Source organism: Streptomyces sp. NPDC005899, assembly GCF_040629645.1.
Taxonomy (GTDB): Bacteria; Actinomycetota; Actinomycetes; order Streptomycetales; family Streptomycetaceae; genus Streptomyces.
Genome location: NZ_JBEXWB010000207.1, coordinates 1 through 11,439, shown reverse-complemented (window position 1 = coordinate 11,439; position 11,439 = coordinate 1). Strand labels below are relative to the sequence as shown.

At 74.0% G+C, this 11,439-nt stretch carries 10 protein-coding genes and 2 pseudogenes; 4 read left to right on the top strand and 8 right to left on the bottom strand.

What is annotated here, in order from left to right; all coding sequences use genetic code 11:
• Positions 1 to 49 precede the first annotated feature (49 nt).
• From egtD to egtA, 4 genes are read right to left on the bottom strand one after another with little or no spacing between them, the layout of a single operon-like run.
• Positions 50 to 1,012 carry an L-histidine N(alpha)-methyltransferase gene (gene egtD / locus ABZ371_RS21495; protein WP_358682049.1) on the bottom strand — a complete coding sequence of 321 codons (963 nt, stop codon included), beginning with the start codon at positions 1,010 to 1,012 and terminating at the stop codon, positions 50 to 52.
• Positions 1,009 to 1,764, bottom strand: coding sequence for an ergothioneine biosynthesis protein EgtC (egtC, locus tag ABZ371_RS21490; protein WP_358682046.1), 756 nt, complete (start codon positions 1,762 to 1,764; stop codon positions 1,009 to 1,011). The genes egtD and egtC overlap by 4 nt, the downstream gene beginning before the upstream one ends.
• Positions 1,764 to 3,119: an ergothioneine biosynthesis protein EgtB gene (gene egtB / locus ABZ371_RS21485; protein ID WP_358682043.1), complete on the bottom strand. Its 1,356-nt coding sequence runs from the start codon at positions 3,117 to 3,119 to the stop codon at positions 1,764 to 1,766. The genes egtC and egtB overlap by 1 nt, the downstream gene beginning before the upstream one ends.
• Complete coding sequence (egtA, locus tag ABZ371_RS21480) at positions 3,116 to 4,426, bottom strand: ergothioneine biosynthesis glutamate--cysteine ligase EgtA (RefSeq protein WP_358682040.1); 1,311 nt, start codon at positions 4,424 to 4,426, stop codon at positions 3,116 to 3,118. Before egtA ends, egtB begins: the two co-directional genes overlap by 4 nt.
• A gap of 336 nt (positions 4,427 to 4,762) precedes the next feature.
• Between egtA and ABZ371_RS21475 the strand changes: the two are divergent.
• Positions 4,763 to 5,008: pseudogene (locus ABZ371_RS21475) on the top strand (TIGR02452 family protein); the annotation flags it as partial.
• A gap of 153 nt (positions 5,009 to 5,161) precedes the next feature.
• Here ABZ371_RS21475 and ABZ371_RS21470 read toward each other — a convergent pair.
• Positions 5,162 to 5,614: a type II toxin-antitoxin system PemK/MazF family toxin gene (locus ABZ371_RS21470; RefSeq protein ID WP_358682052.1), complete on the bottom strand. Its 453-nt coding sequence runs from the start codon at positions 5,612 to 5,614 to the stop codon at positions 5,162 to 5,164.
• Positions 5,615 to 5,819: 205 nt separating this feature from the next.
• Between ABZ371_RS21470 and ABZ371_RS21465 the strand changes: the two genes are divergently transcribed.
• Both ABZ371_RS21465 and ABZ371_RS21460 read left to right on the top strand, forming a co-directional pair.
• Complete coding sequence (locus ABZ371_RS21465) at positions 5,820 to 6,845, top strand: LacI family DNA-binding transcriptional regulator (protein ID WP_358682037.1); 1,026 nt, start codon at positions 5,820 to 5,822, stop codon at positions 6,843 to 6,845.
• Positions 6,846 to 6,905: 60 nt separating this feature from the next.
• Positions 6,906 to 7,154, top strand: a pseudogene (locus ABZ371_RS21460) (hypothetical protein); the annotation flags it as partial.
• Between the two features lie 258 nt (positions 7,155 to 7,412).
• On the opposite strand, the gene trxA reads toward ABZ371_RS21460, so the two are convergent.
• Complete coding sequence (gene trxA / locus ABZ371_RS21455) at positions 7,413 to 7,790, bottom strand: thioredoxin (RefSeq protein ID WP_358682034.1); 378 nt, start codon at positions 7,788 to 7,790, stop codon at positions 7,413 to 7,415.
• Between the two features lie 115 nt (positions 7,791 to 7,905).
• On the opposite strand from trxA, the gene ABZ371_RS21450 reads away from it, so the two are divergent.
• Positions 7,906 to 9,351, top strand: a complete 1,446-nt coding sequence (locus tag ABZ371_RS21450) for an NAD(P)/FAD-dependent oxidoreductase (protein ID WP_358682031.1) — start codon at positions 7,906 to 7,908, stop codon at positions 9,349 to 9,351.
• 274 nt (positions 9,352 to 9,625) lie between these two features.
• Here ABZ371_RS21450 and ABZ371_RS21445 read toward each other — a convergent pair whose 3' ends face one another.
• Both ABZ371_RS21445 and ABZ371_RS21440 read right to left on the bottom strand, forming a co-directional pair.
• Complete coding sequence (locus ABZ371_RS21445) at positions 9,626 to 10,093, bottom strand: hypothetical protein (protein ID WP_358682028.1); 468 nt, start codon at positions 10,091 to 10,093, stop codon at positions 9,626 to 9,628.
• 154 nt (positions 10,094 to 10,247) lie between these two features.
• The gene (locus ABZ371_RS21440; RefSeq protein WP_358682025.1) at positions 10,248 to 10,973 is read right to left on the bottom strand and encodes a helix-turn-helix domain-containing protein; all 726 of its coding nucleotides are present in this window, start codon (positions 10,971 to 10,973) and stop codon (positions 10,248 to 10,250) included.
• Positions 10,974 to 11,439 lie beyond the last annotated feature (466 nt).

Sequence of the window (11,439 nt, the reverse complement as noted above, 5' to 3'; positions counted from 1 at the left end):
CCCGGGAGGGGGAGGCGCGGGCGCTGCGGGGAGCGTCTGCTCGCGCCGCTCAGCCGGCCGTCGCGAGCGACAGTGCGAACCGCCCCCGCGTGTCCGTCCACCACCGCTCCAGCCGCAGCCCCGCGGCGGCGAGTTCGTCCCGCACGCCTTCCTCCCGGAACTTCGCCGAGATCTCCGTGCGCAGTTCCTCACCCTCCTCGAAGGACACGACCAGATCCAGCTCGCGGATCTTCACGCTCAGTGCCCGGCGGGCACGCAGGCGCATCTCGATCCACTCGTTGTCCGGGTCCCACACCGCCACGTGCTCGAAGTCGCCGAGCTGGAAGTCGGCGCCCAGCTCCCGGTCGACCACGGTGAGGACGTTCCTGTTGAACGCGGCCGTCACCCCGGCCGGGTCGTCGTACGCGGCCACGAGTGTGGCCTCGTCCTTGACCAGGTCGGTACCCAGCAGCAGCCCGTCCCCGGGGGCGAGGCCCGCCCGGACGGAGCGCAGGAAGTCCGCGCGCTCGTGCGGCAGCAGATTGCCCAGGGTGCCGCCCAGGAACGCCACCAGCCGGGGCCCCGGGCTGTCGGGCAGCTCCAGGGGCCGTGTGAAGTCCGCGATGAGCGCGTGCACGGAGAGGCCGGGGCGCTCGGCCAGCAGGGCTCCCGCCGCGGCGGTCAGGGCGCTCTCGCTGACGTCCACCGGTACGTAGGTGTGCAGTGCGGGCAGGGCGTCCAGCAGGTGCCTCGTCTTCTCCGAGGACCCGGATCCCAGCTCGATCAGGGTCCGGGCCCCCGACGCCGCGGCGATCTCACCGGCACGGGCGATGAGGATCTCCCGCTCCGCCCGCGTCGGGTAGTACGCGTCCAGGCGGGTGATCTCCTCGAACAGGTCGCTGCCGTGCGCGTCGTAGAACCACTTGGGCGGCAGCGTCTTCGGCTGCCGGGTGAGACCCTCCAGCACGTCGGCGCGCAGCGCCGCGTCCGTGGCGTCCACCGGCAGGGTGCGGGTCAGCAGGAAGGGACTCACGGGGCAGGCTCCTTGAGCGGGGTCAGCAGCACGTCGGTGTCCGTCGCGGCCAGCAGGGTGCGGTCCGCGACCTCGCGCCAGCGGGGATCGTCGTCGTAGGGTTCCGAGGCCACCACCGTGCGGCGGCCCGGCTCGTGCAGGTACCACAGCGTGTCGCCCCACGCCGTCGCCACGACGGTGGAACCGTCCGTGACCAGCAGGTTGAGGCGGGAGTCCGGCGCCACGGCCGCGATGTCGAGGACGGTGCCGGCGACGGCCTCGGCCATCTCGTCCCCCTCGTCCGTCCGGTGCAGCACGAGCTCCCATATCAGCGCGGAGTCGGTGCGCGCGGCCAGCGCGAGCAGCCGTTCCGGCGGCAGCGCGGCGGCCTGCGGGGCCAGGGACCCCGGCCAGCCTGGCACTGCCCCGTTGTGGCTGAACAGCAGCCGCCCGCGGGCGAACGGCGCGGCGGCGGCCTCCCCGTCCGCGCCGGCGAAGGTCGCGTCGCGGACCGCCGCGAGGAACGCCGTGCTGCGCACCACCCGCGCCAGATCGGCGAAGGCCTCGTCGCCCCACACGGGCCCCTTGCGGCGGTAACGAGCCGGCACCGCGTCGCCGTCCGCGTACCAGCCGACTCCGAAACCGTCCGCGTTGACCGTGCCGTACCTCTGGTGCCGGGGCTCCCAGGACTGGCGTACGAGCGAGTGGGCGGGGCTCGCGAGTATCTCGCCCAAGGCCACGGCAGGGCCCACATAGGCAATGTGACGGCACATCAGGCGTCCCTCGCCGTCCGGAAGCCCGCGAAGATCTGCCGCCTCACGGGAAGGTCCCAGTTGCGGAAGGTGCCGCGGCAGGCGACCGGGTCCACGGCGAACGAGCCGCCGCGGAGCACCTTGTGCTCCGGCCCGAAGAAGACCTCCGAGTACTCGCGGTAGGGGAACGGGGCGAAGCCGGGATAGGGCAGGAAGTCGCTCGACGTCCACTCCCAGACGTCACCGATCAGCTGTCCCGCACCCGAGGGGGACCGGCCCGCCGCGTAGGCCCCGGCGGCGGCCGGACGCAGGTGGCGCTGGCCGAGGTTGGCCCGCTCGGGCGTCGGGTCCTCGTCGCCCCAGGGGTAGCGCCGCGAACGCCCGGCCACCGGGTCGTGACGGGCCGCCTTCTCCCACTCGGGCTCGGTCGGCAGCCGCCGTCCGGCCCAGCGCGCGTACGCGTCGGCCTCGTACCAGCTGACGTGGAGCACCGGTTCGTCGTCCGGCACCGGTTCGGTCACGCCGAAGCGGCGGCGCAGCCACTGCCCGGCGTCCCGGTGCCAGAACAGGGGAGCGGACAGGCCGTGTTCACGGACCATCGCCCAGCCGGCCGGTGCCCACCAGCGTGCGTCGGTGTAACCGCCGTCCTCGACGAACCGGCGGTAGGCGCCACAGGTGACCGGCGCGGTGTCGAGGTGGAAGGCCGCCACCTCGCACCGGTGCGCGGGCCGTTCGTTGTCCAGCGCCCACGGCTCGGTCGACGTCCCCATGGTGAAGGGGCCTCCGGGGACGAGGACCTCGGCCGGGAGGGGCACGGCGTCGGCCGGCCCGGGCGGTTCCGGGGCGTGCAGCACCGCGGGCCCCCGGCGCAGCTGGTGGGTGATCAGCATCGTCTCGTCGTGCTGCTGCTCGTGCTGGGCGATCATGCCGAAGGCGAAACCCGCCCGTTCGAGTGGGCGGCCACCGCCGCCGAGCGAAGCGGCGTCGAGAACGTCCAGCGCACGTCCGCGCACGTCCGCGGCGTAACCGCGGGCCTCGGCGGGCGGCAGCAGCGGAAGCGAGGGCCGGCTTGCACGGGGGTGCTCGAAGGCGTCGTACAGCCCGTCGATCTCGGGACGCAGCGCCTCCCGGCCGCCCAGGGCGCGCAGCAGCCACAGCTCCTCCTGGTTGCCGATGTGCGCCAGGTCCCAGACGAGGGGTGACATCAGCGGTGAGTGCTGGGCGGTGAGGTCGTGGTCGTCGACGCTGTCGGTGAGCAGCGCGGTGCGCTCGCGGGCCGTCAGGAGCGCCGAGAGGGCGCGTGAGCGCAGTGCCTCGGCATCGAGCTCCAGGCCCGTCGGGATGCTCGTGTCGCCGGTGTCGGCGGTGCCGGTCATCGGCCGGTGCCCTTTCCGTGCGGGGGTGCGTCCCGGGTCTCGGCCGGGTGGAGCAGATCGTCGCCGGGACATCGGCCCCTGGCCACGTACCGGTCGGTGAACGCGGCGACGGTGTCCACTACATGCCGGCTCGCCCCGATCCTGGGCAGGGCCTCCAGCGCGGCCGTGAAGCTGGCCGCCGCCGCGGCGGCCAGCTCCGGATCGCTCAGGCCGTCCCGGGCGGCCGTCGCCCAGAGGGGGTTGCGCGGGGCGGGTGCGGGTCCCGCCGTCTCCGCCAGGGGCTTGACGGTGCGGTACACGGTCTCGGCTGCCTCCGGGTCGTCGAACAGGGCGGTGGTGACGGCCAGGGGCACCAGCCAGCCGTCGTCGCCGGGCTGGGCGTCGATCATGCGCAGCTCCAGATGCCCACGCGGGCGCACCGGCGGGAAGAGCGTCGTGATGTGGTAGTCGAGATCACCGCGCACCGGCGGCCTCGGCGCCCCCGTGCGGATCCACTCCCGAAAGGTCAGCCCCTCGGGCACCACCCAGGGGCCGTCGTCGCTGCGGATGCACATGACCGGGGTGTCGAGCACGTAGGCCGCCCACGCGTCCCTCGGTGGCAGGCCGGCGCGGGGAGCCAGCGACCTGGCCGGATCGAGGTCCGCCCACAGCGCCTGCCGCGTCGAGCGCCAGCCGGTCCGCCGCCCCTGCCGGAACGGTGAGTTGGCGAACGCCGCCACGAGCACCGCGCCCAGCAGGTGGGCGAGCTGCCAGCGCCGCCCGTAGCCCAGCGGACCCGGCTCCTCCTCGCCCGCGTCCAGGCAGACCTGGACCGAGGCGGAGGTGCACATCATGGCGCGGCCGGAATCCCCCGAACGGTCGAGGGCCGCCTCCATGGCGGCGTACCGCGGCTCCTTCAGCAGGCGCCGGGGGGGCCGCCACGGATCGACGCCGAGGCCGGCCGGCGTCAGCCCGGCCCGGCCGAGCGTGTCGCGGACGAGGGCCATGTCGGCGGCCACGGTGTCGACGCAGTCCATCAGGGAACCGGCGGGCCTGGAGCTGAGCTCCAGCTGACCACCCGGTTCGAAGGTCAGGGGCGAGTCCAGCTCGACCGCGCGCACGGCGTCGGCGGCGGCGCGGAGCCTTTCGGGCGGGACGGCGGCGTCGGGACGTTCGCGGTCGTGGATGAGCCATTCGAGTTCCACTCCGACCGTGCGGGGCGGTCCCGTCTTGAAACATATGCCGCGCAACAGGTCTTCCGCGCCGTCCTCACCGAGCGGCTCCGCCTCGGTGGGCGGGCCGTGTTCGCCGGGGGTGTCCAGGGGCATGCCGGGTCTCCTCTTCGGGTGCTTGCCCACCACCCAAACCCGTAGCCGCATTTCGCACAAGGGTGCCTTCGCGGCGCGGAAAAAGTGGTTGCGCCCAAGCCGTCGTGAGTCCAGCATGCACCGTATGCACCAGTGGGGGACGCGCCCGTCAGCGCGCGGTCGCGCGCCGTCGCGCGCGAGACGCAGTCCACGGTCCGGGCGGGTGGCTACCGTGTTCCCGGGGGTGTGACGTGCCGGTCGGAGGCGCCCTGACCGCCGCACTCGCGGGGCCCGCGTGTACGGCCCGGGCCCGTCCCCGTCGAGGCCCAGGACACCGGCCGCGCCCCGATCACCGAGGTGACGGCCGAGAGCAGCCCGCAGGCGGCACGCCGGATGACCGGCACGTCGGCGGCCGAGGTCGCCGTCCTCGGCCACGTCTCCGCCCGTCACCCCGGCGGTGGCTACCTGAAGGGCGCCCAGGCGCAGGAAGAGGCTCTCTGCCGCGGCTCGGCGCTCCACTCCACGCTGCTGCGCGTCCCGGAGTACTGCACCCACCACCGGGCCGGACGCACCGCCCTCCACTGCGACCGGGTCATCCACTCACCGGGCGTCCCCGTCCTCCGCGACGACCGGGGAAGGCTCCTCGGCACCCCGTGCACCGCGGTTCGCGGGCCACTTCGCGCAGATCGTCCTCGGCGTCCTCGACCGCGCTCCCGATTCCCCCGTCCGGGCGGCGTTCACCCGGGTGATCACCGGTCAGCTCCAGCCGTAGCGCTCCCGCAGCCGCCCCACGACCAGGTCGAACCTGCCCCGGTCGAGCGCACACGCCTCGCGGCGCATCCCGTCCTCACGGACTCGCAGCACGCGGTCCAGGTCCACCCAGGACGGCCGGCCGGAACTGTCCCACGGCCCGGCACCCAGCGCGACCCACTCGTGGTCCCCGTCGTGCTGCTTGCTGGACAGCTGCACGGCGAGCAGGGTGCCCCCCGCCTCCCGGGCCACGACGAGCACCGGCCGGTCCTTGCCGCGCCCGTCGTTCTCCTCGAAGGGCACCCAGGTCCAGACGATCTCACCCGGATCGGGCGCACCGTCGCGGTCCGGGGCGTACGCGGTGCGTACCGGCCCCACGTCGAGGGGGTCGGCCCGCGCGGTGGCGGCAGGACCGTTGCGTCCGGGGAAGTCGGACGAGGGGTCGCTGCTGTGGTTCATGCCGCGGTCGTCGCGGCGGTCACCGCTGTCATCGATGTGCTGGAACGTCATCACAACACCGTAGAACCCGCGGGAGGCGATCCGTCGAGCGGGTCCGCCACCCCCTTCCGCGCCGCCACCCGCCCTCGTGCCGCGCGCGGCCCGACCGGAAGCGGTGCCCCGCCCCCCGGGCGCCGGGGGACCGTCTGTAAGACTGCCCGACGCCATGAGCCAGTTACCCGAGCAGCCCGCCGGCACGTCCCCACCGACCAGCGCCGACGTGGCGCGGCTCGCCGGAGTCTCCCGGGCCACCGTGTCCTACGTACTGAACGACAGCACCACCGTGCGGATCAGCGACCCCACCCGGCGCCGGGTGAGGGAAGCCGCCCGCGAACTCGGCTACGTCCCGCACGCGGCGGCACGGAGCCTGCGCGCCGGGCGCACCCGCATGGTGCTGCTGCCCGCCCCGTGCCCGGCGGACCCCCTCCACCAGCGCTTCCTCACCGACCTGCAGACGGACCTCAGGCGCCTGGACTACACGGTGGTGCAGTACGGGACCGCCGGCCGGGACGCCGACGAAGCGGCCAGGTCCTGGGCCGAACTCCGCCCCGTGGCCGTCGTGTCGCCGGGCGGTGTCACCCTCACCCCGCGGGCCATAGGGGTGCTGACCCGCTCCGGCGCCAAGGCGGTCCTCACCCTCGGGCCACAGCCGGTGGACGGCGCCCACGCCCTGGTCGTGGACCAGCGCGAAGTGGGCCACTGCGCGATCCGGCACCTGCTCTCCAGAGGGCGCCGCCGGATCGGCGTCGTCGTGCCCCGGGAGCCGGGGCACGCGCTGCTCGCCCTCCCGCGGCTGGCCGGTGCCCGCCGGGCGGTGGAGGAGTCGGGCGTGGACGCCCGCATCCGGCCGCTGCCGCTGCGGTACGAGGAGGCGTCGGCCCAGGACCTCGCCTCCCGCTGGCCCGGCCTCGGCCTGGACGCCGTGTTCGCGTACGACGACGAGTACGCCATGCTCCTGACCAGGGCCCTGCAGGACGCCGGGGTCGAGGTACCCGCACGGACGGCGGTGATCGGCGCCGGCGACCTGATGCTCGGCAGGCTGCTGCGGCCCAGGCTCAGCAGCGTCAGGATGGAGCTGGCGACCGCCCAGCCGCCCGCGGAGATGATCGACCGGCTCGTGCACCGGCCCGGCGGACCACCCGAGCGCCACTACCTTCTACGGGCCGCCGCCGTCGTCCGCGAATCCAGCTGAGGGAACAGCCCGGGGTGTCACGACGTGCGCGGCCGGTGGCGGATGTCTAGCGTCGTCGCCATGAGTCATCCGCAGAGCTACGAGATCCTGCTGCTCCCGGAACACGAGGAGTCCGGTGCCGGCGCCCCGGCACCGGGCACGGCCATCCGCTCGGGGGTCGTGGCGGCCACCGGGGACACGGGCGCGTCGGGGTATCCCCGCTACGCCGGGGACGGCATGGAAGCGGACATCGACCCGGCGACCCACACCGTCGAGGCGCTGCTGGTGGACGATGCGGAGCTGGACTACGGCCTCACGGTCCGGATCGCCGAACACGTGGGCGAGACGGGCCGGGGGAGGGGCGGTGCCACGGCAGGACAGCGGCGACCGGAGGGGGAGGGCCCGAGCGGCGACCGGGGCGCGGCGGACGACGCCCCCGGGGGGACGGGGGCCGGGGACCGGCGGCCCTCCACGGAAGGGACGGCGCCCGACGGCTGACCGGGACCGGCCCGCCGCGCACGCGTGAGGGGCCCCGGCAGTGCTGCTGCCGGGGCCCCTCGACGCGTCCGCTGTGCCGCCGAACTGCCGTTACCGCTCCTGCTGGGCCTGCTTCTGCTGCTCCACGGACTTCTGCACCTCGTCCATGTCCAGGTTGCGGGCCTGGCCGATGACGTCCTCGAGTGCCGCCTCGGGCAGCGCACCGGGCTGGGAGAACACCGCCACGTTGTCCCGCACGATCATCAGCGTGGGGATGGACCGGATCTCGAACGCGGCGGCGAGTTCCTGCTGCGCCTCCGTGTCGACCTTGGCGAAGACGAGGTCCGGGTGGCGCTCGGACGCCGAGTCGTAGACCGGCGCGAACTGGCGGCACGGACCGCACCAGGAGGCCCAGAAGTCGATCAGCAGGAAGTCGTTCTCGCTCACTACCTGGTCGAAGTTGTCCTTGGTGAGCTCTACGGTGCTCATACGCTGATACCTCTCCTGGGATGCGTCAGGTCCTGCCGGGCACAACGGCGCCGGTAGCCGTCCTATTCCGCCTGCCCATGTGGCCACCGCGCACACACGCGACCACACTGTTCCCATGAACGATGCGAATACCGTGCTCAGCACCACCTACGACGTCGTGGTCATCGGCGCGGGCCCCGTGGGCGAGAACGTGGCGGACCGCGCCCGGGCCGCCGGCCTGAGCACCGCCGTGGTGGAGTCCGAACTCGTCGGGGGCGAATGCTCGTACTGGGCGTGCATGCCCAGCAAGGCGCTGCTGCGCCCGGTGGTCGCCCGCGCGGACGCCCGCCGCGTCCCGGGCCTGAGCGGCGCCGTACAGGGGCCGCTCGACGTGGATGCGGTCCTCGCCCACCGTGACGAGGAGACCTCCCACTGGAAGGACGACGGCCAGGTCGCCTGGCTGGAGGGCATCGGCGCCGAAGTCCATCGCGGCAAGGGCCGGCTGACCGGTGTCCGGGAGGTCTCCGTCACCGATCGGGACGGATCGGAGCGGCGGCTCACGGCGAGGCACGCCGTCGCTGTCTGCACGGGCAGCAGGGCCGTCGTCCCCGCCCTGCCCGGGGTCGCCGACGCACGTCCCTGGTCCAGCCGTGAGGCCACCAGCGCCAAAGAGGTGCCCGGCCGTCTCGTGGTCGTCGGCGGCGGCGTCGTCGGGGTCGAGATGGCCACCGCCTGGCAGGGCCTGGGCTCCCAGGTCACCATGCTCGTCCGCGGACGACGACTGCTCCCGAAGATGGAGCCGTTCGCGGGCGAGCTGATCGGGAAGGCGCTGACCGAGGCCGGCGTACGGGTCCTGACGGAGGTGTCGGCGACCGCCGTGCGGCGGGCGGGGGGCGACGGCCCGGTGACCGTGGAGCTGGACAACGGGGAGCGGCTGGAGAGCGACGAGATCCTCTTCGCCACCGGCCGCGCTCCGCGCACCGACGACCTCGGCCTCGACACGGTGGGCCTGAAACCGGGCTCCTGGCTCGCCGTCGACGACAGCTGTCTCGTCGAGGGCAGCGACTGGCTCTACGCCGTGGGCGACGTCAACCACCGTGCCCTGCTGACCCACCAGGGCAAGTACCAGGCGCGGATCGCCGGAGCGGCGATCGCCGCCCGCGCCCAGGGCACCCACCCGCCGGCGACCGGCCGCTGGGGCGCTCACGCCGCCACGGCCGACCACGCGGCCGTTCCCCAGGTCGTCTTCACCGATCCCGAGATCGCCTCGGTCGGACTCACCCTCGCGGAGGCGGAAGCCGCGGGCCACCGGGTGCGGGCTGTCGACTACGACATGGCTTCGGTCGCCGGGTCCGGACTCTACGCACGGGGATACACCGGACGAGCCCGGATGGTCGTCGACCTCGACCGGGAGGTCCTGCTAGGAGTGACCTTCGTCGGCCCGGGCATCGGGGAACTGCTGCACTCCGCGACGATCGCGGTGGCGGGCGAGGTTCCCATCGAGCGGCTCTGGCACGCGGTCCCCGCCTATCCGACGATCAGCGAGGTCTGGCTGCGGCTGCTGGAGACGTTCAGGGGGTAGGAACCTCCGGGCCGTCCCTCTGTCCTGCTCACCGACACCGGCTCGCCGTCGTCGCCGTGGCCGACCGGATCGTCGTCCTGGGGCGGGGCCACCTCGTCCAGGAGGGGACGTCCTCCCGCTGGGCGAGGTGGGCACACCGTGGGTGGCGCCGGGCGCTCTCTCTCCGCGGGGGTTGCCACATCCGCGTCCGGCGGAGGGGTCCCGCCGGACGGTACCGCGTCCGTGCTCCCGCCGCGGTCCGGCCGGGCCGGTCGGGCCCGGCCGGAACGGCGGATCAGATGTCGACGACCCGGTAGGCGAGGGTGTAGACGCCACCGGAGCCTTCCAGCACCCGGTACTGCGTCTCCGCGCCGAACTCGTTGCCCGTGACGGTCACCGAGCCGAGCCGGTCGTCGCTGCTGGTGCTGTCGTAGTCCCACAGCGAGAGCGTGCGGGACTCGGTCTTGCCGAAGACCAGCAGCGCGTTGCCGTTGCTCTCGTCCAGGGCGCGGCGGTAGCCGGTGCCCATGGTCTGGTACGACGCCTTGGCGGGCCAGAGCCTCACGGGCTTGCCGCCGTTCGCAGCGATGTTCAGGTAGGCCTCGTCGTGGTCGCCCTCGCTCTCGTCGCCGCAGTACAGGTCGACGAGCTGGATCTGCACGTAGTCGACCGGATCGGCCTGCGCGGCGCCTGCGGCGCCCACCAGCGAGGTGAGGCCCAGCGCGCCCGCGAGGGCGAAGGTGGTCAGTCGTCGGACGGTCATGTTGTCCCCCGTGGTCTCAGGTTCTGCCGGTCCCCCGACCGGCTCGAAGACCAGACTGCCGGACCGCTGACCGCTGTTCTACGCGCGTTCCACTGAGCGGAACCGGCGCGCGGAGAAGATGCGGCTACGTCACGAGCGCATACCTGACGGTCAGTCAGTAGTGCAGGACGGGGGGCAGGTGGGGCGGGGACGCCCCGGCCCGGACGAGGGCCGCCGTGACGGCCGCGGCCGCCCGCGCCGCCTCCTGGGCCACCCGCTGCAACCCCTGCGCGGACAGCGTCATGACGGCGAGCGCGGCCACGGTCCGGTCGTCGTGTCCCCGGACCGGCAGCGCCGCACAGCACACCCCGTCCATCACCTCCGCGCACTCCAGCACCGCCCCCGGCAGCCGGCCTCCGGAGCCGGTTCGGCCCCGATCGCTCAGCACCTGGCCGGCCGCCGTGTCGAGCAGGAAGCTCATCCCGTTCCGCACCGGCACCAGCGGCTCCGCCTCGCCCGGCACGGAGGCCACGGTGAGCGCCCGGCCGTCGTGCAGGACGGTCAGCAGGGCGCTCGCCCCGGTGGCCGCCCGCAGCCGGTGCAGCGGGTGACGGGCCGCCACCCGTAAGCCCGGGTGAGGCTCCCACGTCTGCCCGAGACGGTAGAGCTGCGAGCCGACGCGATAGCGGCTGCCCCGCCGTTCCACCGCGCCCACCAGCAGCAACTGCTCCAGCAGTCGGTGCGCGCTCCCCTTGGGCAGGGCGCAGGCCGCGGCGATCTCGGTGAGCCCCGCCTCCCCGCCGCACCTGCGCAACGCCTCCAGGAGCGCGAACGCCCCCTCGATCACGCCTCTCCCGCGGTCCGTTCTCCGCTCCTGCTCCGTGCCCGCGTGTCGCGACATCTCTCCCCCAGCCGGTCACCGGGCCGTATCCCTTCGTACGGCCGCCGGGAGAGAATGCCCGACCTTCACGGCGGGGGCACACCCCGCCGCGCGCGAACGTGACCCACGGCACACCGGCTGCCGCCACCCGTGGGACGGGAGCAGCGCAAGAGGGCCGGGAGTTCCGGTGGGACCGGTCGGCGACGCGGCTCCGGACCCGGCCCGGATCTCGTCCGGACCGGGACGGACGGCCCGTCACGGTGCCGTTGCTCCAGCGCGCCCGGCCTCGTGGCATCCCGCGTTCACGGTGGCTGCCGGAGACGTTCCGCGGCTGACAGCTCTGTCCGGGGTCTGTCCGGGGACATCGCGGGGACCGGAGGACGACGCCCCTGCGTGACCGTCACCCGGGTGGACGGTCACGGTCTTCCGGTAGCCGGCGCACGACGCCGCCGACGAGCGCCGCGCGTCGGGGGTGGGCGGCTCGGCG